This window comes from Vibrio sp. 10N.247.311.14 (genome assembly GCF_041467715.1).
Lineage (GTDB): Bacteria > Pseudomonadota > Gammaproteobacteria > Enterobacterales > Vibrionaceae > Vibrio > Vibrio crassostreae_C.
The window spans coordinates 25,426-47,997 of sequence record NZ_JBFSVE010000037.1 but is presented as its reverse complement, the minus strand read 5'-3'; the positions used below and the strand labels follow the sequence as shown (position 1 = coordinate 47,997).

The 22,572-nt window shown below is 46.6% G+C and carries 20 protein-coding genes; 9 read left to right on the top strand and 11 right to left on the bottom strand.

What is annotated here, in order from left to right:
• Nucleotides 1-114: 114 nt before the first annotated feature.
• From xdhA to AB6F11_RS14410, 5 genes are all read left to right on the top strand, one after another.
• Nucleotides 115-1,560 (top strand): xanthine dehydrogenase small subunit, encoded by a 1,446-nt coding sequence (gene xdhA, locus AB6F11_RS14430; RefSeq protein ID WP_102393983.1) that lies wholly within the window; start codon nucleotides 115-117, stop codon nucleotides 1,558-1,560.
• Nucleotides 1,553-3,958, top strand: coding sequence for a xanthine dehydrogenase molybdopterin binding subunit (xdhB, locus tag AB6F11_RS14425; protein ID WP_102393984.1), 2,406 nt, complete (start codon nucleotides 1,553-1,555; stop codon nucleotides 3,956-3,958). The genes xdhA and xdhB overlap by 8 nt, the downstream gene beginning before the upstream one ends.
• Before the next feature lie 92 nt (nucleotides 3,959-4,050).
• On the top strand, nucleotides 4,051-4,932 hold the full coding sequence (gene xdhC, locus AB6F11_RS14420) for a xanthine dehydrogenase accessory protein XdhC (RefSeq protein WP_004732871.1): 882 nt from the start codon (nucleotides 4,051-4,053) through the stop codon (nucleotides 4,930-4,932).
• 59 nt (nucleotides 4,933-4,991) lie between these two features.
• Nucleotides 4,992-6,326 carry a guanine deaminase gene (gene guaD, locus AB6F11_RS14415; protein ID WP_102320851.1) on the top strand — a complete coding sequence of 445 codons (1,335 nt, stop codon included), beginning with the start codon at nucleotides 4,992-4,994 and terminating at the stop codon, nucleotides 6,324-6,326.
• A 287-nt stretch (nucleotides 6,327-6,613) separates the two neighbouring features.
• Nucleotides 6,614-7,495, top strand: a complete 882-nt coding sequence (locus AB6F11_RS14410) for an AEC family transporter (RefSeq protein ID WP_004732869.1) — start codon at nucleotides 6,614-6,616, stop codon at nucleotides 7,493-7,495.
• On the opposite strand, the gene AB6F11_RS14405 is transcribed toward AB6F11_RS14410, so the two are convergent.
• The 10 genes from AB6F11_RS14405 to puuE form a co-directional block, all read right to left on the bottom strand.
• Nucleotides 7,492-8,016 carry a hypothetical protein gene (locus AB6F11_RS14405; RefSeq protein WP_017067015.1) on the bottom strand — a complete coding sequence of 175 codons (525 nt, stop codon included), beginning with the start codon at nucleotides 8,014-8,016 and terminating at the stop codon, nucleotides 7,492-7,494. The two genes, AB6F11_RS14410 and AB6F11_RS14405, sit on opposite strands and share 4 nt — an antisense overlap.
• A gap of 267 nt (nucleotides 8,017-8,283) precedes the next feature.
• Entirely contained in the window at nucleotides 8,284-8,757 is a 474-nt protein-coding gene (locus AB6F11_RS14400; protein ID WP_102393985.1) for a GrpB family protein, read from the bottom strand.
• Between the two features lie 16 nt (nucleotides 8,758-8,773).
• Complete coding sequence (locus tag AB6F11_RS14395) at nucleotides 8,774-9,013, bottom strand: hypothetical protein (protein WP_102393986.1); 240 nt, start codon at nucleotides 9,011-9,013, stop codon at nucleotides 8,774-8,776.
• 96 nt (nucleotides 9,014-9,109) lie between these two features.
• On the bottom strand, nucleotides 9,110-9,706 hold the full coding sequence (locus AB6F11_RS14390) for a DJ-1/PfpI family protein (protein WP_102393987.1): 597 nt from the start codon (nucleotides 9,704-9,706) through the stop codon (nucleotides 9,110-9,112).
• 84 nt (nucleotides 9,707-9,790) lie between these two features.
• A complete protein-coding gene (locus tag AB6F11_RS14385; protein ID WP_102393988.1) occupies nucleotides 9,791-10,777 on the bottom strand; it encodes an ATP-binding protein in 987 nt (328 codons plus the stop codon).
• 292 nt (nucleotides 10,778-11,069) lie between these two features.
• Nucleotides 11,070-12,389 carry a urate hydroxylase PuuD gene (locus tag AB6F11_RS14380; protein ID WP_104216395.1) on the bottom strand — a complete coding sequence of 440 codons (1,320 nt, stop codon included), beginning with the start codon at nucleotides 12,387-12,389 and terminating at the stop codon, nucleotides 11,070-11,072.
• Between the two features lie 14 nt (nucleotides 12,390-12,403).
• Nucleotides 12,404-12,964, bottom strand: a complete 561-nt coding sequence (locus AB6F11_RS14375) for an ureidoglycolate lyase (protein WP_004732859.1) — start codon at nucleotides 12,962-12,964, stop codon at nucleotides 12,404-12,406.
• 15 nt (nucleotides 12,965-12,979) lie between these two features.
• Nucleotides 12,980-13,966 carry an allantoicase gene (gene alc, locus AB6F11_RS14370; RefSeq protein ID WP_061021346.1) on the bottom strand — a complete coding sequence of 329 codons (987 nt, stop codon included), beginning with the start codon at nucleotides 13,964-13,966 and terminating at the stop codon, nucleotides 12,980-12,982.
• A gap of 123 nt (nucleotides 13,967-14,089) precedes the next feature.
• Nucleotides 14,090-14,605 carry a 2-oxo-4-hydroxy-4-carboxy-5-ureidoimidazoline decarboxylase gene (uraD, locus tag AB6F11_RS14365; protein ID WP_017067791.1) on the bottom strand — a complete coding sequence of 172 codons (516 nt, stop codon included), beginning with the start codon at nucleotides 14,603-14,605 and terminating at the stop codon, nucleotides 14,090-14,092.
• 22 nt (nucleotides 14,606-14,627) lie between these two features.
• Nucleotides 14,628-15,566 carry an allantoinase PuuE gene (gene puuE / locus AB6F11_RS14360; RefSeq protein ID WP_104216394.1) on the bottom strand — a complete coding sequence of 313 codons (939 nt, stop codon included), beginning with the start codon at nucleotides 15,564-15,566 and terminating at the stop codon, nucleotides 14,628-14,630.
• A gap of 411 nt (nucleotides 15,567-15,977) precedes the next feature.
• On the opposite strand from puuE, the gene uraH reads away from it, so the two are divergent.
• The 4 genes from uraH to AB6F11_RS14340 all read left to right on the top strand — a co-directional run bounded on the left by uraH (nucleotide 15,978) and on the right by AB6F11_RS14340 (nucleotide 21,117).
• Nucleotides 15,978-16,331 (top strand): hydroxyisourate hydrolase, encoded by a 354-nt coding sequence (uraH, locus tag AB6F11_RS14355; RefSeq protein WP_017083063.1) that lies wholly within the window; start codon nucleotides 15,978-15,980, stop codon nucleotides 16,329-16,331.
• 246 nt (nucleotides 16,332-16,577) lie between these two features.
• A complete protein-coding gene (locus tag AB6F11_RS14350) occupies nucleotides 16,578-17,921 on the top strand; it encodes an NCS2 family permease (protein ID WP_104216393.1) in 1,344 nt (447 codons plus the stop codon).
• Between the two features lie 224 nt (nucleotides 17,922-18,145).
• Nucleotides 18,146-19,597, top strand: a complete 1,452-nt coding sequence (locus AB6F11_RS14345; RefSeq protein WP_104216392.1) for a nucleobase:cation symporter-2 family protein — start codon at nucleotides 18,146-18,148, stop codon at nucleotides 19,595-19,597.
• Nucleotides 19,598-19,755: 158 nt separating this feature from the next.
• Nucleotides 19,756-21,117: an 8-oxoguanine deaminase gene (locus tag AB6F11_RS14340; RefSeq protein WP_104216391.1), complete on the top strand. Its 1,362-nt coding sequence runs from the start codon at nucleotides 19,756-19,758 to the stop codon at nucleotides 21,115-21,117.
• Between the two features lie 173 nt (nucleotides 21,118-21,290).
• Here AB6F11_RS14340 and gabT read toward each other — a convergent pair whose 3' ends face one another.
• Nucleotides 21,291-22,562: a 4-aminobutyrate--2-oxoglutarate transaminase gene (gene gabT, locus AB6F11_RS14335; protein ID WP_017065005.1), complete on the bottom strand. Its 1,272-nt coding sequence runs from the start codon at nucleotides 22,560-22,562 to the stop codon at nucleotides 21,291-21,293.
• Nucleotides 22,563-22,572: the final 10 nt, after the last annotated feature.

Genomic DNA, 22,572 nt, shown 5'->3' with positions numbered 1-22,572 from the left:
ATATTGTTGCGTTTTTGTAAATAAATAGTTGACCCTTAGGTCAGGATGGATAATTATTGACCTAGAAGTCAAAAAGAATACACATGGAAATATGTCGATTTACAAGGAGGTCTCTTGATTACTTTTTTGCTCAATCAGGAAATAAGACGTGAAGATAATCTGTCGCCAAATATGACAGTGCTCAACTACCTTCGTACCAAAGTTAATAGAACGGGTACAAAAGAAGGTTGTGGGTCGGGTGACTGTGGTGCATGTACGGTAGTTCTGGGTGAAGTGGTTAATGGACAGCTACAATACCGCTCGGTGAACTCTTGCCTTACATTCGTTTCAGCGCTGCATGGCAAGCAACTGATCACAGTAGAAGATCTGCAAAATCGAGATCGCTCATTGCACCCAGTACAAAAAGCGGTGGTTGATTTTCACGGTTCACAGTGTGGTTACTGCACGCCGGGCTTCATCATGTCGATGTTTGCGCTAGGCAAAAACAAACCCGATGCGAGCAAAGAAGACGTCATGGAATCACTGGCGGGTAACCTATGTCGTTGTACAGGCTACCGACCAATTGTTGATGCTGCGATGTCACTTTCAACAGACCAACCTTTGATCGACCAATTTGCTGAACTTGAACGCAACACCATCAAGAAGCTAGAAAGCATTCAAGACACTGAGGCCAACTTACGCCTTGGTCACCTCACCGCTTTCTCCCCGAAAAGCACTGATGAGTTGGCCAAGCTTTTTCAAGCCCACCCGAACGCTAAGCTGGTTGCTGGCGGTACGGATTTAGCGCTGGAAGTGACGCAATTCCATCGTGAGATTGAAACACTGATCAGCGTGAACCTTGTTGAAGACATGAAGGTATGTGAAGAGACCGACACCGATCTAATCATTGGTGCCAACCTGCCTATCAGTGATTCTTACTCACTATTGAAAAAACACTACCCAGATTTTGGTGAACTGCTGCATCGCTTTGCTTCACTGCAAGTGCGTAACCAAGGCACCATCGGCGGTAATGTAGCGAATGCCTCACCTATCGGTGATACCCCTCCTCTGCTGATTGCCCTGAACGCGAAGATCAAACTTCGTTGCGGCGACGAGTCACGTACGATGCCGATTGAAGACTACTTCATCAGCTACAAAGTGACGGCGCAAAAAGAGAGTGAATTCATTGAGCAGATCATCATTCCTAAGCCAACTAACGACAGCTTCCGAGCTTACAAGCTGTCTAAGCGTTTAGATGATGACATCTCTGCAGTGTGTGGTGCGTTTGATATTCAAATCGAAGACGGCAAGGTTTCTTACGCTCGTATCGCCTTTGGCGGTATGGCTGCAACACCTAAGCGCGCGGCGCGTTGTGAAAATACGTTATTAGGCAAACCGTGGACAGACGCTAATATTAAGTTAGCGATGCAGGAACTGTATAACGACTTTGAGCCGCTCTCTGATTTCCGTGCAAGCCAAGAATACCGTTCAGTGTCGGCGGCCAACATGCTGCGTCGCTACTTCATTGAACAACAGAACAAAAACAACCAAATCGAAACAAGGGTAACGTCTTATGTCTAAATCAAATTCCTCTGTTCACAAGAGCAATGCGATGACCCACGAAGAGATGGTTACCATTGCAAAACAAGACCTTAAAACTGGCGTCGGTAAAAGCGTTAAACACGACAGTGCAGCCAAGCAAGTCACGGGCGAAGCGGTATACATTGATGACCGCCTAGAGTTCCCAAATCAACTGCATGTCTACGCTCGCCTGAGCACGCAAGCACACGCTAACATCACCAAAATAGACCTGTCACCATGTTACGAATTCGAAGGTGTGGCAATTGCCATTCAAGCCAAAGACGTACCGGGTGAGCTGGATATCGGTGCGATTCTTCCGGGTGACCCACTGCTTGCCGATGGCAAAGTTGAATACTACGGCCAACCCGTGATTGCTGTGGCAGCCAACGATTTAGAAACGGCACGCAAAGCCGCACATGCAGCCATTATTGAATACGAAGAGCTACCTGCGATTCTTGATGTGAAAGAAGCGCTAGACAAAGAGCACTTCGTAACAGAAAGCCACACTCAACAACGTGGCGACTCTAAAGCTGCACTGGCAAAAGCAAAACACGTGATCTCTGGCGACCTAGAGATCGGCGGACAAGAACACTTCTACCTAGAAACTCAAATCAGTAGCGTGATGCCAACCGAAGACGGCGGCATGATCGTTTACACCTCGACACAAAACCCGACCGAAGTTCAAAAACTGGTTGCGGAAGTGATTGGCGTACCGATGCACAAAGTCGTGATTGATATGCGTCGTATGGGTGGTGGTTTCGGTGGTAAAGAGACCCAAGCGGCCTCTCCAGCATGTATGGCTGCGGTTATTGCTCACCTTACAGGTCGACCTACAAAAATGCGTTTGCTGCGCAATGAAGACATGCAGCAAACTGGTAAACGCCACCCGTTCTACAATCAATATACGGTCGGTTTTGACGACAATGGTGTGATTCAAGGTGCCGATATTACCGTTGCAGGTAACTGTGGCTACTCGCCAGACTTATCAAGTTCTATTGTCGACCGCGCGATGTTCCACTCAGACAACGCCTATTATCTAGGTGATGCAACTGTGGTCGGTCATCGATGCAAAACCAATACAGCATCGAACACCGCTTACCGTGGCTTTGGTGGTCCGCAAGGCATGATGACCATTGAACACATTATGGACGAGATTGCGCGTTACCTGAAAAAAGATCCTTTGGAAGTACGTAAGGCGAACTACTACGGCGAAGAAGGCCGTAACGTGACCCATTACTACCAAACCGTTGAAGACAACTTTTTACCTGAGATAACCGAACAGCTTGAGCGCAGCAGTGACTATCACGCACGTCGTAAAGACATCGCTGAGTTCAACAAGCAGAGCCCTATCTTAAAGAAAGGCCTTGCGATCACACCAGTGAAATTCGGCATCTCGTTTACTGCGACTTTCTTGAACCAAGCAGGTGCGCTCATCCATATCTACACCGATGGCAGTATTCATTTGAATCACGGTGGTACGGAAATGGGGCAAGGCTTGAACATCAAAGTGGCACAAATCGTTGCACAGGAGTTCCAAGTCGATGTCGAACGTATCCAGATCACCGCTACAAACACAGACAAAGTTCCGAACACATCACCAACCGCAGCCTCATCGGGCACCGACCTCAACGGTAAGGCCGCGCAAAACGCCGCAATGACCATTAAGCAGCGCCTGATTGACTTCGCTTCTTCGCACTTCAAAGTGTGGCCTGAAGAGGTGGTATTTAAGAACGGCATGGTGCAGATTCGCGACGAGATCATGACCTTCAACTCATTTGTTGAACTGGCTTGGTTTAACCAAATCTCGCTATCGAGCACTGGCTTCTACCGCACTCCGAAGATCTATTACGATCACGAGAAAGCACGCGGTCGCCCGTTCTACTACTACGCATACGGAGCATCTTGTTCAGAGGTTATCGTCGATACCCTAACCGGTGAAAACAAGATTCTACGTGTCGATATTTTGCATGACGTGGGCGCTTCACTGAACCCTGCGATTGATATCGGCCAAGTCGAAGGTGGCTTTGTGCAAGGCGTCGGTTGGTTAACAACGGAAGAGTTGGTTTGGAACCAGCAAGGCCGCTTGATGACCAATGGCCCTGCAAGTTACAAGATCCCTGCGATTGCTGATATGCCAATTGATTTCAGAACGCACCTTTTAGAAAACCGTAACAACCCAGAAGACACCGTCTTCAACTCGAAAGCCGTGGGTGAACCGCCTTTCATGTTGGGTATGTCGGTATGGAGCGCACTGAAAGACGCAATCAGCTATGTCGCCGTCGATGGCGCGATTCCTAAGCTCAACACACCTGCAACGCCAGAACGTATTCTGATGGCGATTCAGGAAGTCACTGAAACGGCTCCGACTTCGGTCGATGCTCAATCAGAAACGGCTTAGGGCTCGGTTTATATAGACCGCTTAGGGCGCAATAAATAGCTTAGAGCACCTATAAATAGCTTAGGAAGCATAGAAGGGATTTAGGAGGACGTATGTTTAAGGATAATTGGATTCACGAACTGGCAAAACTGGAAGAGAACTACGAACCGTGTGTGATGGTGACGGTTCTTGAAGACAGAGGTTCCGTTCCACGCGATGCGGGCACCAAAATGCTTGTCACTCGTGACCGAATCATCGCTACGATTGGTGGTGGTCACCTTGAACATGTGGCCACTAAAATGGCTCGAGAGATGCTGATTGCCAGTGAAAAATCGCTCAAAGTGGAACGCTTCAACCTAGGTGCTCGTTTAGGTCAATGTTGTGGCGGAATGGCAACGTTAAGCTTTGAGCCGATTGGCACTCAACAGAACCACCTTGTGCTGTTCGGCGCAGGCCATGTTGCCAAAGCGCTGCTGCACATTGTGGCGACTCTGCCCTTCCGTGTGACCTGGATTGATGAACGTGAAGAAGTATTCCCTGAAACGCTGCCACACGGTGTGAAAAAGCTTGTCTCAGACGATCCAGTCGGTGAAGTAAAACACATGCCACCGAACAGCTATTACCTTGTGATGACCCACAACCACCAGCTTGATTTCGATTTAACCAAAGCGATTATCGACCGTGAAGACAGCCGTTACTTCGGAATGATTGGATCACTCACTAAGCGCAAGAAGTTCGATTTCCGCTTAGAGCAACGCGGCTATAGCCAAGAACAAATTGAAACCATGCTTTGCCCGATTGGTATTAGTGCGGTGAATGGCAAACATCCTGCGGAAATCGCAGTATCGGTTGCCGGTGAACTGATCGCACACTATCAAGGCCAAGCACTTGAACAAAAGCGCCCAACCAAACAATATCGAAATCAGGATTTGACCGATCAACACAGTCAACCAAGCGACGTAGGCGAACCACCATTGGAAGAGAAGATCGCCTAACACAAGTCGCAAAGCTTCAGTGGCCATAACGTCGCTGAAGTCATTAAAAGGAAGTAAACATGACAACGCAACGCAAAGCTTATCGCGCCAGCATTTTACACAGCGTCGCCGACCCAAAAGATGTCGGTATCGATGAGTCTTACGACTATTTTGAAGACGGTGTTTTAGTGGTTGAGAACGGCCATGTCGTCGACTTAGGCCATGCCGATGAGGTATTGGCTCGCCAACCTAAAACACTCGAAGTAAAAGAATACAAAGACAAGCTGATTACCTCTGGCTTTATTGATACGCACATCCACTACCCTCAAACAGGGATGATCGCGTCTTACGGTGAGCAGCTACTTGATTGGTTAGAGAACTACACCTTCCCAGAAGAAAAACGCTTCAAAAACCCAGTTTATGCACACAAAGTCGCGAAGCTATTCCTAGACGAATTGGCAAGCAACGGCACCACCACGGCACTGGTATTTGGCACGGTACACAAAGAGTCGGTGAACGTGTTCTTTGAAGAAGCTGAGAAGCGCAACCTACGTATGATTGCGGGTAAGGTTTTGATGGATCGCAATGCGCCTGATTACCTCACCGACACGCCAGAATCTGGCTACGCCGACTCCAAAGAACTGATTGAGAAATGGCACAACCGCAGCCGTTTGCTTTATGCCGTGACACCTCGTTTCGCGCCAACCAGTACACCAGAACAATTGGCTACCGTTGGTAAATTGCTAGAAGAGTACCCAGATGTGTATATGCACACGCACCTTTCTGAAAACGAGAAAGAGATTGAATGGGTAAAAGAACTGTTCCCAGAGCGCGACAGCTATTTGGATGTGTATGACCACTATGGCCTACTGCACAAACGTTCGGTTTTCGCCCATGGCATTCACTTGTCTGATTGCGAATGTAAGCGCCTAGCCGACACGGAATCTGCCATTGCTTTCTGCCCGACCTCTAACCTGTTCTTAGGCTCAGGTTTATTCCGATTACCAGAAATGGAAGAGCACGGCATTCGTGTTGGTATGGGGACTGATGTCGGCGCAGGCACTAGCTTCTCAATCCTACAAACCATGAGTGAAGCCTATAAGATCATGCAGCTTCAACATAAGAAATTGCACCCAGCTAAGTCGCTATTCTTAGCCACATTAGGTGGTGCACGTTCACTGCATTTAGAAGACAAGATTGGCAACTTGGAAGTAGGAAAAGAAGCCGATTTCGTGGTGTTGGACTTACACGCCACACAATTGATGCGCTTTAGAATGGAACAAGCGACCAAGCTTGAAGAGAAGCTATTTGTATTGATGAGCCTGGGTGACGACAGAACCGTCAGCGAGACTTACATCTACGGCGAGAAAGCCTACGATGTGAATTTCAAAGATTATCAAAAGCTCGTTAGCTAGACTGAAAACCGAGTAACAATCGCTAGACAGCGACAGCCGTCGTTAATTAAAAATCCGTCCAGATTTATCTAGCCTTGAAAGACCAGTTGCTGATGCCACTGGTCTTTTTTGTGCTTCATTCAAAGAAATATAAATTAACCGTTCACAAACAACGATCTTCGGTGACGCCAAGTCATTATATTGATAGGTTAATGTTTATACATATCGACTTCATACTTCACTTTAGCGTCTCTCTAAAACATTCGTTTCTCAGCTAAATGGAAGCACTCAATCTAGAAAGGAATTCTATGTTCGAACAGGTCGTCAGCATTCTGTTTCCCGTTTTTGCTTTAGCCAGTGCTGGCTTTGCGGTCGGTCGTTGGCTCAAGCCCGATTTCAAACCGATCAATCGCATCAACATGGATGTTTGTATTCCTGCTTTGGTTTTTGCATCGCTGACCACCATGCCCCTCGACACCGAACAACTGCCACTCATCACCGCCTCTTTGGTCGCGGTGTTAGTGCCAGCTTTATTGATGATTCCAATCTGTAAGATCTTTAAACTCAACTTCAAAGCTTGGGCTCCGCCACACATGTTCCGCAACAGTGGCAACCTCGCGATTCCCCTATTCACGTATACCTTTGGTGAGAGTGCATTAGCCCCTGCAGTACTGCTGTTTGTGGTATCGGCGTGTGTCCATATCAGTGTTGGTTTGGCGCTCCTAAGCGAAGGTAACCCGATCAAACAGATCCTCAAGATGCCGATATTTTTGGCCGCTGCATTAGCAATGACGCTCAACCTATCTGGCATTGCAGTGTGGAATCCAATCTACGAAGCCACATCGCTACTCGGCCAAGCAGCCGTACCTATCATGCTGTTATCGCTAGGTTCGCAAATGGTGAACTTGAAGCTAAGCGGACTCAAAGTTGGCTTGCTGTGTACGGCTCAATCGCTGTTTACTGGTGCCATCGCCTTTGCCATCATCTACTTCTTTATTCCGCTGCCTACGTTGCACCTACAGATGATGGTGCTGTTCACCATGCTGCCACCCGCCGTGATGAACTACCTGTTCGCAGAAAGGTTCAATGTCGAGCCTCCCAAGGTCGCGTCTATGGTGTTGTTCGGCAACTTCCTAAGTGTGGTGACTTTGCCTATCTTGCTATCGTTCGCTCTGTCTATGTCGAGTTAATTGTTTACGCACTTATCCAGTTTAAGCTCTGCCGTCACTTTAGTAAGGCGCAGAGCTATAGCAAAACAGACTAAGTAAGGACTCACATACCAGAAGAGGCTTTCTAGTGGCTGCTTCACCTGTGCTTCTCTGGTTTTTATGTATTGGTTTTTCTGCTTCTCATACTGACTCAGCATACCATCCACCCACACTGCATCGCTTTCAACCAGCGACACGCTCGGCGCAGGAACCGTAAAATCCGATGCGTTCGGTAACAAGGTGAAATCGACATCTTTGAACGTGATTGCCGTATTCAAATACCACAAACACGCTTCGTGGTGCTGAGCGTGATTATCTAAAGATGGCTGACCGGTGCAGGTATCACTTCTTAATTTATCCAAAGAAAACTGCTGAACCGATTCTAAAATCGCAACCGCTCTGGTTTGTTCGGTTTCAACCCAATCACCCGCTACTTTCGCACGAATCTCAGACACTGCACCCAGCATCCCGATACCCGCCAAGAACGGCCATAGATAATCCATAAGCTTCCATTTGCGTCGGCTCAAGTTGAACCCACACCAAATCGGAAGATGAAAAAGGAGCGTTAGCCCAAGCGATAGCAAAACGAAATTCAAAGAGCTAGAGAGCATGAGTTCGCTATCAAAGAAGTTCTTCATAATGAGAGACTTGCCTGTATAACAAAGAGAAATTTGATACTAAATTCGATATTTGAAATGAGTGTAAGGGGAAAGTAAAAACAGCACTAAAAGTTAGAGTTTGGATAAATAGCATCCAATTGAAACTTGTCGTTATTTCAAAGCCAACACATGATCGATAAAAGCCGACTTCTTTGCACGGTACTTTTCTTGAGACCAACCTTCACAAGACATTTTGAGGGTGTTGTATTGCTCCACTAAAGCTGGGGTCACTCGCAGCTTGTCACGAAATGCCAGAAAACATTCGAACTCAGAACTATTGGCGACCACTTGCAAGGCCACGTCATGAGCGGATGTAGATTCCAACATACACAGTTCCGGTGTTCTTAAGGTATCGAGTTTCTCTGTAAAGCCTAGTGTTGTGAGCCTCCCTATAACATCCTCAAGTTCGCCAAGCTCAACTCCAACGAATATATCCAAGTCGCCTTTAGATACTGCAGATGGAATCGAAGATGCGCCTACGTGCTCAACTCTCGCGTTAGGGATTAGCGTTTTGATGTCACGTTCGTATCGGACAAACAGCTCGTTGCAAGCCGCTTGGTATTGTTCCGCGGGGTAAAATTTCATATATCCTTACTCCGAATCACAAACTATTGAACATACCAATTGCTAACAGAAGCAACACGATGCTAATAGCTCCGATATAAGAGATTCTGGTTCGCTCTTTTTCAGTTGGAATCAATGGGGGAAAGCGCCCTAGTGTGAATACTTTACAGACTATCCAGCCAGCTCCGTAACCAATGAACTCAATCAATATCGACTGAAACAGATACCTAAAGAATGAGCTCAGTGCCCTAAAATACGCGACTATCAAGTCTTCCATTTTTTGTCCTAACTAAAGTCAATTTAGACCAAAAATGCCATGGGTAGATGTTCATATCAAGAACCTTATACAGGACTGCGCACGCAATGAATCAGTTTAAACGTAAGTACTTACTATCGACATGCAATGATTCACAGAGTCTTCTTTCTCACCAACAGGCGCAACATAGTGAATTGCAGCTTCGGCATGAGCTTGGCCTGCGAGCTTACAGATAACCCATGCAGCTAAGTATTTGGACGACAAGCATCCACCCGCTGTAGCAATGTTACCTTCCGCATAAAACGGCTGGTCCAACACGTTCACACCGGATTCAATTACCCATGGCTTCGTTGTTAAATCAGTACAGGCTGGAACTTGATTCAGTAACCCCAATACCGACATCAATAAAGTCCCTGAGCATTGACCGCCAATAAATTGTGCTTGTGGGTTAAGGTTTAACCTTGAGAGTAATTTATCATCTTGGGCAATATCGCGGGTCAACATGCCACTTCCAAACAATACCGCATCAGCAGTATTGGCAAATTCCAAAGGCTGTTGAGATTTAATTGTGACTCCATTCATTGAAGTCACTGATTCTGTAGGGCTAGTAATTTGCACATTCCAGCCAAACTCTTTCATTCGGTTCAAAATACCCGATGCGATGAAAGAATCTAGCTCATTGAATCCATCAAAAGTTAGTACGGCAATATCCATATTTTCTCTATTCCCACTTCGTTGTATTGATATCGATTACTTCACGAAAAGCAGCTATATCCTAGATTTACTTTTAACACAGAGCTAAGCCATTTTAGACATTCCAGAAGCCTTGGCTTTGATACCATAAGTATTGGCTTCTTGCTCTCCAGTATGGATTATATCATCAAGAATTCCCGAGAATTGGCTGGGAGCCTTATTAAGTCTCAAACCGATATATGTGCCATCAAAGTTGAGCTTTTGTTCATTAATGATGTTTCCTTGAGACACCAATTTTGCGGAGCCACTACCTAACATAAACCACCCGAATGATGAAACAAGCTGCTCTAACACATAAAGCCCAAAACCTGAGTTATCATAAACATTGTCGGTATCAGCAATCTTTGTAGTGCTTGATATGCCAGGCTTAATCGCCATTCTTAGTGCAGATAGTTCAGAATCAATCATAAATGATCGTTCTAATGAAGAGGATATACCAACTCCTTCATCAATGACTGCGACTTCCACTCTACCATCCGCCCAACGTTGTCCACACAAATAACACTCTTCAGCTGTTGAATGCTCAAATACATTGCGAACAATTTCTCTCAAAGCGTAGTGATAGAGTTTATTTTCTTCATTGTAACTTTTTGTTCCTGATAGCAAATTAGCAAAGCGTCTTGTTTGAGAGATAATTTCATCGTACCACTCTTGAACATCTTGAGTTGTGGAGTCAAACGATGGCTTATATATTTTGGTTATAGGCAAATACGTCATTGAGCCAAGAGCTTGTCCCACATTATTCCCTTCACCCATACCAATGAACTGAAAAAAGCCTAAATGACGTAAATAACAATGAACATTCTTGTTACTGTCATGACCTTTCTTTTTAGTAATTAAACCTAATTCACGTCTGTATTTGATCCACGCTCTCATTTTTGAGCCAGCAATTAACATCCCACTAGGGTAAGAAAAATTCAATGTTGAGCAATCTATACAAACCTCCGGTTCATTTAGGCTTTGTTCAAGTTGGTAAAAAAATTCATACAAGGTGTCTCGTCCAAGCTGGCTCGGAAAATAAATAGTCTTCATTTCTTAATACACTCGATAACTAAAAGGCTCTTGTTTACGCTTTTAAATGAAGGTGTCGAACTATATTTGAGCTGAGCACCGCCAACAAAATTGCTGTCAAGAACTCTAAACCACATATGCATATAGAGTCCCCAACTGAATGATAAATCTGCATTACCTTTGTCCAAAAACAAAAAGCCCCGGTTATATGAACCGGGGAAACAGGGTGGGATGAGTTTGGCGCGTGCCCGTAAACCAAACTCTCCCCAAGCCTTACCTAAGACTCATGCTCTTAGGTGAAGGATTCACATCATTATTGAAGCGTAGCGCCTTGCTCTACCCAAGTACCGATCAGTGCGCGTTCTTCGTCGGTCATTTGAGTCATGTTGCCGAGCGGCATCACCTTGGTTGTTACGGTTTGAGCAACAATCCTTGGGACGTTGGCTTTAATCTCTTCTGGGGTATCAAACATCACACCACCAGGTGCAGCAGCAAAAGCAGCGTGGCTCGGGGTTGATGAGTGGCACACAGAACAGCGCTCTTGAATGACTTTGTTGATGGTTTCAAAGCTGACGCCTGCGCTATCAGTTTGCATTGCGTGGTCTGCTGGTGCAGCTTGAGAACTAGCCGAAGTTGAAGCTGTGCCGTTTTCAGCCAGCTCTTCTGTCGTCGATTCCGTCGCGCTGACTTGCACTTCTTGAACCACTGGCGCTTGTACAACCGGAGTCATCTGCTTTTTCGCATAAGGTGAGGTCACAAACGCGAGCGTAATCATACCCAATGCAGCTACTGGCACTGTCCATGCAAACTTTTGGCTACCATGACGTGTGTTGAAGTAGTGACGCACCAAGATACTGAAGATCGCTAGCCCAGCAAGAATCAGCCAGTTGTATTCCGAGCCGTAAGTGCTTGGGAAGTGGTTACTGATCATGATGAACAGCACTGGCAGTGTCATGTAGTTATTGTGACGAGAACGCAGTAGACCTTTCGCTGGCAGTGCAGGATCCGGTTCGCGCTTCTCTTCAATCGCTTTCACCAAGTTACGCTGCGCCGGCATGATAACGCGGAATACGTTACCCACCATGATGGTACCAATGATGGCACCTACGTGGATGTAAGCACCACGACCACTGAACACTTGGGTTAGGCCATAGGTCGCAGCAACGAGCAATACAAACAACACAACGCCAAGTAGTACGGGTGTTTTACCTAATGGTGAATCACACAGTAAGTCGTAGATAAACCAGCCGGCAACGAATGAACCAATACCAATCGCGATTGCCGTTGTTGAATCAAGGCCAGAGCCCGGTGCAATCAGGTAAATCTCCGCGTTGAGGTAGTAAACCACACCCAGTAGACACACTCCGGTGATCCACGTGAAGTAAGCTTCCCATTTAAACCAGTGCAGGTGCTCTGGCATCTCTGGTGGCGCAAGTTTGTACTTCTCTAGGTGATAAATACCACCGCCGTGAATTGCCCATAAGTCGCCTGAAAGGCCCGTTTTTGGGTTTACTCGGTTAAGGTTGTTCTCTAACCAAACAAAGTAAAATGATGCGCCTATCCACGCAACACCAACAATCATGTGAGCCCAGCGTATTGCTAAATTCAACCATTCTGTAATATGCGGATCCATAATAAACTCCTGTATCACAACGCTTTAGCTAAGCGTTGCTCTTCCTTATTGTCGTCCGTTGGCAGATCGTCCAAATGCAATGCCACTCGGTCGCTGTCGAAATAAACTTCATCACAGTTGTGCCCTTCGCCGCCTCTATCGACGATCAAAAACTGGTCTTGATCGGTGAGGGCGAGAACTGGGTGATGCCACACCCCTTTGTGATAGTTCACTCCTTGACGACCGTTGCTCAAGAAAGCTCGGCTATTGGCTAATGTAGGATCATCGCCTTTTGGCGCAACAACAATTAAATAGGGTTGACCAAGTAATGGAATGAATGCCTGAGAGCCAAGTGGATGACGCTCTAACATTTTGATGGTCAGTGGGTAGCTCAACGGTGTGGCTTGGAAGATGCTGATGATGGCTTCTCCGTCTTGGTCTTGCACATCCGTTGTCGCTAGCTTGTGGTAGCGACGTGTTGATCCACTGTTGATCATGAAGAAATCACTATTATCGGACTCGATAACATCGCCAAACTCTGCAAAAGCCTGCTTGGTTAACGGTTCGATGGATAAACGACGTATTCCATTACTCATATCTGATTTCCTTACCTATTTCGCTTTCGTACCAAACAGACGCAAACGGCTGATACCACCATCTGGGAATATGTTTGCACGTACGTGGGTAATCGCACCAAGGTCGTTTACCTCAGAAATGAATTCGTGAATTTCGTGCGCTTGCAGCTTTTGTGCTGGCAAGAGTTCACGCCAGAATAGGCTTTGTGTTTCTACTTGGTCGTCGGTACCACCTTTCACGTAAGCGGCTTGAATTGAACAGCTGTCAGGGTAGTTACCTTTGAAGTGGGCCGTATCAACGACGATGCGTTCGATGTTACCTGGGTGACCTAGTGCCACGATAACCCAGTCGTTACCCGGTGTACGACGACGCGCTGTTTCCCAGCCATCACCCATGTTTTCACCGCGGCCAGGACCTAAGATGTTGGCTTTGTTTCCGTAGTGTTCGTCACTACATGCGAGTGCTCGGCCACCGTGTTCAACCGATGCTAGGTCGACTTGTTGCTGAGAATCAATTGCGTCCCAATCTACACTTGGTCGGCCATAAACACGTAAACGTGCAACACCGCCATCTGGGTAGATGTTCAAACGTAGGTGCGTAAATACTTGGTCACTTTCGATCGCTTCAAGATGATGATGATCACCTTGTAGTGCCATTGAAGGCAGAATTTCTTGCCACTCTGTTGCGTCTGTTGGCTCACCTTGTGGTGAATAACACGCGTCAATTGATGCCGAAGGTGGGAAGTTACCTGTGAAGAATGAGGTATCAATATCAACGCCAGCAATGGTGCCAGCTAGGCCAAGGCGAACGACACAGTAGTCGTAACCTTCACCACGTTTACGTCTGCTTTCCCAACCGTCCATCCACTTGCCGTTATCGTCGTATAAGTCGTCTTTCCACTCTGGCGCTGCGTGGCTGAGTAGACGGCTTTTATCCGCGAAAAAATCGTCTGTTGCGAAGATAGCTTCTGCGCCGAGTTTTTCGTCTGCAAGGTTTATGTATTGTTCAAATGTTTGGGTCATGTCCGTGTAATCCTATCCAATTAATCAAGTAATAATAAAATGAGAACTTAATGGCTTATTCGCTTATAAAGCGTGCTCTTAGCGCACTAAGACTGGGCTGAGATAGCTGTTAACTCCGTTAACTTACATATCCCAGAGACGAAACATCGCGATCTTGTTGATCTCTTGAATCGCCGTAGCAAACTCAGTTTCACTATCATTTCCTAATCGCATCTCGAACGACTCAAGAATTTGGTAACGATTGGCTCCCTTCACCGCCATGATAAAAGGGAAATTGAAGCGACTTTTGTAGCTGTTGTTGTAAGAAGTGAATTTTTCAAATTCTTCGGCGTTGCACTGGTCGATGCCCGCCCCCGCTTGTTCCTTGGTCGACGACTCGGTGAGCTCGCCGTTTACTGCTGCTCGACCGGCTAAATCCGGGTGAGCGTTGATCAAAGCCAACTGTTTGCCTTGGTCTGCACTTAACAAGGTCGATGCCATTTTCAGATGAAGATTCTCGATATGGTCGTCTTCGGCATTCAAACCTTGGTCATACACCACTTCTGCAACCCATGGGCTGTGCTCGTAAACATCAGCGAAGTGAGCGACAAAGGTATCGCGGTCCATGGTTGTTGGTTGGCATGATCGAAATTCAGTCACGTTAAGCCTCCTTGCTTCACTGCTACTTTTGATGTTGATGATTAGCGTTATTTGGTTGATATGGATGATGTTGGTGCCAGTGGTTGGCGATATCGATTCGACGACATAACCACACGCTGTCATGCTGCTTTACGTAATCTAAGAAACGTCTTAATGCAGCAATACGACCGGGGCGACCAATCAGACGACAATGCAACCCAACCGACATCATTTTCGGTGCGGTTTCGCCTTCCATATAAAGGGTGTCAAACGTGTCTTTCAGATATTGGAAGAACTGCTCACCCGAGTTAAAGCCTTGCGCCGTTGAAAAACGCATGTCGTTCACATCAAGTGTGTAAGGGATCACCAATTGCGGATGACCAGTCTCGGTGTGCCAATAAGGCAGGTCATCATCATAGGCATCTGAGTCGTAAAGAAAGCCGCCTTCTTCTGCGACTAAGCGACGCGTATTTGGACCTGTTCGACCTGTGTACCAACCTTGTGGGCGCTGACCCGTCACTTGTTGGATAACCTCAATCGCTTTGGTCATGTGGTCGCGCTCTTCAGACTCATCAATGTATTGATAGTCTATCCAGCGATAACCGTGGCTACAGATTTCGTGACCCGCTTCGACCATGGCTTTGGCAACGTCTGGGTGACGCTCAATCGCCATTGCAACCGCAAAGACGGTCAGTGGGATTTCATATTCATCGAACAAGCGAAGAACACGCCACACACCCGCACGGCTACCATATTCATAGATGGATTCCATGCTCATGTGACGTTCGCCTTTAATCGGCTGTGCTGACGGGATCTCTGAAAGAAAAGCTTCAGACTCGTCGTCTCCATGTAACAAACAACGCTCACCGCCCTCTTCATAGTTCAATACAAAAGAAACCGCGACGCGCGCATTACCTGGCCATTGAGGGTTTGGAGGGTTAGCTCCGTAACCGATCAAATTTCTTGAATAATCCTTATTCATCCAAGTACTCCTAACATAAGTGGTTGGCTTAGCCGCTCTTTAAGTAAGTCACCAAATGATTCAACCAAATGGATTCTCGATAAACAGAGCAACCTTACCCCTGTACATTTATTGTATACAATTATTTATCTCAATGTAAAGATTTTGTTATTCAAGTTAAATTTACGCACTATTTACAATTAAAAACAACAACTTAACAAAACAAAAACTCACAAAAAAACGATAATCAAGATCTATAAAGTCAGAAAAAACGACACAATAGTTAACATTTTTCCAACAATTATCTTTACTAATTGTGTACAGTTCGTACATAGTTAGTGATAACAAAGTGACCAGTTGCATTCTTTGCAAGGTCGAAACAGACAGATAAACCACGGAACAGAGGAGCGCCAAAAGCGCTATTAAAGGACTATGGGAAGATTAACAACACACGTATTAGACACGACTCACGGCTTACCGGGTGCAGAGATCAAGGTAGAGCTTTATAAGGTCAATGAAGACTCAACAGAAAAGTTGGCGACGGTAATTACTAACTCCGATGGCCGAACCGATGCGCCGATTCTGGCAGGGAATGATTTCCGACCGGGGAAATATCAATTGGTGTTTTACGTAGCCGATTACTACAGAAGTAAAGGCGTGGAATTGGATGGCGTGCCTTTCCTAGACGATGTTGTTATTCGCTTTGGTCTAGATGATCCAGAAGCGCATTATCACGTTCCTCTTCTCGTCTCGCCTTACAGTTTCTCAACCTATCGGGGCAGTTAGTCTCGTGACCTAGAGCTTCTAACTAGGCTCACCGACAAATATTAAGCAGATTAGTGCGTGCATCTAAAATGATGCGCGCTCATTAAACACGCTCATATAAAAATACTAATAACGTTATTAGTTAGAGAGTTGATGACTAATCAACTGATAGCTAAAGAAATAGCGGCTAGGAAAAAACCTTAAAACTTAATATTGAAATCTCGCTGTATTCAATAAATGGATCACAACATAAAAGGACTTGCTGACATGAGTGAGAGTAAAACAGAAATACTCAACCAAGATGCGAATAACGGAATTTTAGAGAAACTCTTTAAAATTAAGGCCCACGGAAGCAGTGTGAAAAATGAGTTGGTCGGCGGTGTCACCACCTTCGCAACCATGGCTTACATCATATTCGTTAACCCACAAATTATGGCCGCATCGGGTATGGATGCAGGAGCGGTATTCGTCGCAACTTGTATTGGTGCAGCTATCGGTTGTTTGTTAATGGGGTTATTTGCGAACTGGCCTGTCGGCCTTGCGCCGGGCATGGGCTTGAATGCCTTCTTCTCTTTCACGGTTGTGAGCGAAATGGGTTACAGCTGGGAGGTGGCACTGGGTGCGGTGTTTATCTCCGGTATCTTGTTTGTCGGGATGAGTTTTTACAAAGTCCGCCAATGGATCATCGAGAGTATTCCAGAGAGCTTGCGCTATTCAATGACTGCAGGTGTTGGTTTGTTCTTAGGTCTAATTGGCTTAAAAACAGCGGGTATCGTCGTCGAAAACCCAGCAACTTTGGTTTCATTGGGTGACTTCACGAAACCAGAAGCTCTGCTTGCTGCGATTGCATTCTTGATCATTGCGGTTCTGAGTGAGCGTAAAGTGTTTGGCGCGGTGCTTATCGGTATTTTGAGTGTAACGCTAGTCGGCATGATGCTTGGCCTAGTTCACTACGATGGCTTCTTCGCTGCACCACCAAGCTTAGCGCCTACCTTTATGGCAATGGATATCGCCGGTGCACTAAACGTATCGATGATCAGCGTTATCTTGGCTTTCCTTTTTGTAAACATGTTCGATACCGCGGGTACTTTGATGGGCGTGGCTGAGCGTGCAAACCTAACTAACCCTGAAACGGGAAAAATTGAAGGCCTGAGCAGAGCGCTGAAAGCCGACAGTATCTCAAGTGTGGCAGGTGCGTGTGTGGGTTGTCCGCCAGTAACCAGTTACGTAGAAAGTGCAGCGGGCGTTGCAGCAGGCGCACGAACTGGCCTATCTGCGATTGTGGTTGGGGTGTTGTTCTTAGCTGCGATTTTCCTATCTCCACTTGCTGGCATGATCCCAGCTTACGCAACCTCTGGCGCTCTGATTTATGTGGCGTTCGTGATGATGAGCAGCATGCAGCACGTGGATTGGAAAGACTTCACCAACGGTGCTCCCGCAGCCATTACAGCGTTAATGATGCCTCTGACCTTCTCTATCGCGAATGGTATCGCACTGGGTTTCATTACCTACACAGTGCTGAAACTGGCGACAGGTAAAACAAAAGACGTATCAATTTCGATGTACTTCCTAGCGGCTATCTTCATCGCCAAGCTAGTGTTCATCGGTTAACCCTAAAGCTCCTGAGCAGTCATTTCTTGATTGCTCACAACGTTGCTTGGCTGGTTCGCAAGCCAAGCAACAACATGATTTTTAAGAAAGCTAATTGCATTGATGACGAGAGAGCAGAAACCCTTCCGATTCAGTGCACTTTTTTATGACCCTACGCAGTTTGTAGAAGTCATTATTTGACCGCCAATCGCCTGTAAACGGAAACGCAGGCAGAGGAATATCAAATGAAACTTCTGTACACCCTTAATGAAAGACCGCCCCATGGGCTAACCCTTCTACTTGCTTTACAACACATGCTCGCCTCGATTGGTGGCATCGTCGCTGTCCCGCTTATTGTCGGTGCTTCTATCGGCCTACCTAACACAGAGATCGTTTCACTGATCAATGCGGCGCTATTGGCTTCTGGTATTGTGACTGTCGCGCAATGTCTCGGTTTTGGCCCTGTTGGTATTCGACTGCCTGTTGTAATGGGCTCAAGCTTTGCCTTTTTAGGTGTGGCTATTTCCATCGGTAACGAAGGTGGTGTCGCCGCTATCATGGGCTCAGCACTTATCGGCTCATTCGTGGTAATTGGTGCCAGCTTCTACATGGACAAGGTTCGCAAGCTGTTCCCGACCGTGGTAAGTGGTGTGGTGGTTACCCTAATCGGCTTAACCATTTTACCGGTTGCCATGAACTGGGTTGGCGATTCTCCTGCCAACACGGAACAATTCGCCACGCTACCAAAACTGTTTCTAGCACTGGTCTCTTTGGGGATCGTGATTGGCGTATCGGTTTACTGTAAAGGCGCGGTTGCGGCCTCCGCTATCGTGATTGGCCTAGCAGGCGGTTACATTGTGGCGCTGTCACTCGGCATGGTCGACCTTGAACAAATTAGCTCTGCTGCTTGGGTCGGTGGCCCAGAACCTTTCAAATATGGCTTTACCTTTTCTGCGAGTGCCATCATCAGCATGAGCTTGGTGTACATCGTAGTTATCGCCGAAGCAACCGGTGACTTCATGGCGCTTGGTAACAACTGCCAAACCCAAGTCAGTGGTAAAGATCTAAAACGTGGACTGCTAGGCGATGGCCTTGGTAGCACCTTATCTTCGATTTTAACAGCGATGCCACTAGCATCATTTAGCCAAAACGTCGGAATTGTGGGTATCACTGGTGTAGCAAGTCGCTATGTAGTAGCTGCAACAGGTGGTTTGTTAATTTTAGGTGGTTTATTCCCGAAATTAGCCGCTATTGCCGTCACAATCCCTAAACCCGTTTTAGGCGGCGTGGGCTTTGTAATGTTCGGAATGATTGCTTACGCGGGTATCCGCATGTTGATCAAGGCCGCAGACACCAAGCGAAATGCCTTAGTAATCTGTGTAGGTTTAGCGTCTGGCTTAGCCGTCACCTTCGAACCAAGATTGCTTCAACATTTGCCACACGATTTGGCCAATTTCCTTCACTCTGGCATTACGACTGGCACCATCATGACGGTTGTTCTTAACCTTGTATTGCCTAAATCTTCACGCGCAGAAGAACAAGAAGCGTTAGCCGAAAGCCAAGCGCAAGTTGAGCTAGAAATGAAAGAACAAGCAGAAGAAGAACTACACTCAAACGAGCAATTAGAAATTCAACAAGCAACAACAGAAACTGAAGTTCAAACGGCATCAGATAACCCTGAGCCCAAAGCGAACTAACTGGTTCACTGACTAACGTAAAACCGATTTTCACAGAATCAGGGAATGATTAGAACATTGAACGTTTAACGCCCCTGATTCGAATTTATCTATCAACAGCAAATACCAACAAAGACCCTCTTCCCTGAAAAGGCTGAGATGGCTAAGGACTACTATGAATGGAAACCATCTGGATTAAGAATCCTCTCGCAATCTACACTGGCTCGCTGGCTGATGCAGAAGGCGGTATTGTCATTAAAGGTAATAAAATCATTGAGCTAGTTGGCAAACACAAAGAGCCAACCTTACCCGTAGATTACAGCGTCGACGCTTCTCGTCATGTTGTGACTCCTGGGCTTATCAATGCGCACCACCACTTCTATCAAACCCTAACGCGAGCCTACCCCGGCGCACTCAATAAAGAACTCTTCCATTGGCTACAAAGCCTCTACCCAGTTTGGGCCAACCTCGATTCGGAGATGATGAGCCTCGCAACAGAGCTTGCTCTGGTTGAGCTGATGATGTCGGGCTGTACCACTGCTTCCGATCACCATTACTTGCTACCAGACGGGCTTGAGCACGCTATTGATTTGCAAGTCGAGGCCGCAGAGAAACTGGGCGTTAGAGCGATATTTACCCGAGGTTCCATGAGCCTAGGGGAAGATGAGGGTGGATTGCCACCAAGACACACCATTCAAACCGAACAAACCATCATTGATGACAGCCAGCGCTTGATTCGTGATTACCACCAGCGTGATGAAGGGGCGATGATTCAAATCGCGCTCGCGCCTTGTTCGCCGTTCTCAGTCACTACCGACCTGATGAAAGAGACCGCCAAGATCAGTGAGCGTGAAAACGTCATGATGCACACGCACCTATGCGAAACGCTCGATGAAGAAGACTTCTGTATAGAGAAGTTTGGCTTGCGCCCAGTTGATTACCTAGAAGATGTGGGTTGGCTGAACGAGCGCACTTGGCTCGCTCATGGTATTCACTTCAATCCAGAAGAGATCAAACGTTTGGGTAAAGCAGGCATTGGTATCAGTCACTGCCCAACTTCCAATATGATGTTGGCTTCCGGTATTTGTAAAAACAACGATCTAGAAGCAGCAGGCGTAAAAGTCGGGCTAGGTGTGGATGGTTCGGCCTCAAACGACGGCTCTAATATGATTGCCGAAGTGCGCATGGCGATGTATCTACAACGCCTGCAATATGGTTCCGCCAACGTTTCACACTTTGATGCATTGCGCTGGGCGACATCCGGTTCTGCCGCGGCAATGGGCAGAACCGACATTGGTACACTAGAGGTTGGCAAACAAGCCGATATCGCGATGTTCAAGCTCGATGATATTCGTTTTTCTGGCAGCCACGACCCACTGGCCGCATTACTACTTTGTGGTGCTCAACAAGCGGATAAAGTGATGGTTGCAGGTAAGTGGCGAGTGAACGATGGCGCTGTGATTGGCGTAGACATGGAACAACTAATGCACCGCCACCATGCAGCTGCAATGAAGCTAGGTAAACTGGCGATGAATAACTAGGTACACGCCAACTAGAAAAGCGAAAACAAAAAGGCCGACATGATGTCGGCCTTACTTATTCATTCACAGCCCCGTCCTCAATGTGTAAATACATTTCAGGAAGGGACATTATAAGCACGAAAAGAATATCTACAATGACCTTTATATTAAAATACAATGTCTTAATTCAAATCCTAAACAACTTCCAGAATAATTTTCTCAAGCTTATCTAAGCCTTCGCTGAGTACTTCAGATTCAATAGTTAATGGTGGAAGCAGACGAATTACATTCGCTTTTACACCACACGAAAGCAGAATAAGACCATTTTCTTGTGCTTTCGCTATCACCGCTTTAGTTAAGTCCTGCAATGGCTTGCCTGACTCTGGATCAGTAAACTCAATAGCCATCATCGCTCCAGTGGTACGTATTTCACCAATAGCTGGAACCGATTCCTGTAGCTTGCTCATACGGGCATTCACAACCTCACCAATGCCCATTGCTTTAGCACACAATTGCTCTTCTTCGATAATTTTTAGGACTTCTAAACCAGCCACACACCCCAACGGAGAGCCAGCGTAAGTACCACCTAAGCCACCTGGTAGTGCCGAATCCATAACACCGGCTTTTCCCACTACTGCTGAGATAGGGAAACCACCCGCAATACCTTTTGCCATTGTTATCATGTCGGGTTCAATGCCCAGATATTCAGTGGCAAACATTTTACCCGTGCGCGCAAAGCCCGTTTGAATTTCATCCGCGATAAGCATAATGCCGTATTTGTCACACAACTCACGCAGGCCTTGAGCAAACTCCGCGGGGGCTTGATAGAAACCGCCTTCACCTTGCACAGGCTCAAAGATTATCGCCGCCACGCGTGATGGCTCAATATCACACGCAAACAAATCATCGAGCGCTTGCAGGCTTTGTTCTGTGCTTACGCCATGAAAAGCATTTGGGTAAGGTGCATGAAATATTTCATTTGGAAATGGGCCAAAGCCCGCTTTGTAAGGCGCGACTTTACCAGTTAGCCCCATGGTCATATTAGTACGGCCGTGGAAGCCACCTTTAAAAGCAATCACACCACTGCGGCCAGTATGAGCTCTCGCTACTTTCACAGCATTCTCAACCGCTTCAGCTCCTGTTGTCAGGAAAATCGCTTTTTTATCACTGTCACCGGGGGCGAGTTCTGTGAGCTTTTCTGCCAGTTCAACAAAGGAGGCATAAGGCGTCACCATAGCACAAGTGTGTGAAAAGTTATCCAGTTGAGCCTTTACCGCTTCGTTGATACGCTTATTTGCATGCCCTGTATTCGTTACCGCGATACCAGCAGCAAAGTCGATATATTTATTTCCATCCACATCCCACACGTGAGCATTCTCTGCTTTTTCGACATAAAGTGGGTACAGTGCGCCCATGCCTTGAGCGATAACTTCGCTTCTTCTTTGATGTAGTTGTTGATTTGTCATTGTCATGTCC

Coding starts and splice junctions, on each gene's coding strand:
- xdhB (WP_102393984.1), top strand. CDS start 1,553: ATGTCTAAATCAAATTCCTCTGTTCACAAGAGCAATGCGATGACCCAC.
- xdhC (WP_004732871.1), top strand. CDS start 4,051: ATGTTTAAGGATAATTGGATTCACGAACTGGCAAAACTGGAAGAGAAC.
- guaD (WP_102320851.1), top strand. CDS start 4,992: ATGACAACGCAACGCAAAGCTTATCGCGCCAGCATTTTACACAGCGTC.
- AB6F11_RS14410 (WP_004732869.1), top strand. CDS start 6,614: ATGTTCGAACAGGTCGTCAGCATTCTGTTTCCCGTTTTTGCTTTAGCC.
- AB6F11_RS14405 (WP_017067015.1), bottom strand. CDS start 8,016: ATGGATTATCTATGGCCGTTCTTGGCGGGTATCGGGATGCTGGGTGCA.
- AB6F11_RS14400 (WP_102393985.1), bottom strand. CDS start 8,757: ATGAAATTTTACCCCGCGGAACAATACCAAGCGGCTTGCAACGAGCTG.
- AB6F11_RS14395 (WP_102393986.1), bottom strand. CDS start 9,013: ATGGAAGACTTGATAGTCGCGTATTTTAGGGCACTGAGCTCATTCTTT.
- AB6F11_RS14390 (WP_102393987.1), bottom strand. CDS start 9,706: ATGGATATTGCCGTACTAACTTTTGATGGATTCAATGAGCTAGATTCT.
- AB6F11_RS14385 (WP_102393988.1), bottom strand. CDS start 10,777: ATGAAGACTATTTATTTTCCGAGCCAGCTTGGACGAGACACCTTGTAT.
- AB6F11_RS14380 (WP_104216395.1), bottom strand. CDS start 12,389: ATGGATCCGCATATTACAGAATGGTTGAATTTAGCAATACGCTGGGCT.
- AB6F11_RS14375 (WP_004732859.1), bottom strand. CDS start 12,964: ATGAGTAATGGAATACGTCGTTTATCCATCGAACCGTTAACCAAGCAG.
- alc (WP_061021346.1), bottom strand. CDS start 13,966: ATGACCCAAACATTTGAACAATACATAAACCTTGCAGACGAAAAACTC.
- puuE (WP_104216394.1), bottom strand. CDS start 15,566: ATGAATAAGGATTATTCAAGAAATTTGATCGGTTACGGAGCTAACCCT.
- uraH (WP_017083063.1), top strand. CDS start 15,978: ATGGGAAGATTAACAACACACGTATTAGACACGACTCACGGCTTACCG.
- AB6F11_RS14350 (WP_104216393.1), top strand. CDS start 16,578: ATGAGTGAGAGTAAAACAGAAATACTCAACCAAGATGCGAATAACGGA.
- AB6F11_RS14345 (WP_104216392.1), top strand. CDS start 18,146: ATGAAACTTCTGTACACCCTTAATGAAAGACCGCCCCATGGGCTAACC.
- AB6F11_RS14340 (WP_104216391.1), top strand. CDS start 19,756: ATGGAAACCATCTGGATTAAGAATCCTCTCGCAATCTACACTGGCTCG.
- gabT (WP_017065005.1), bottom strand. CDS start 22,562: ATGACAAATCAACAACTACATCAAAGAAGAAGCGAAGTTATCGCTCAA.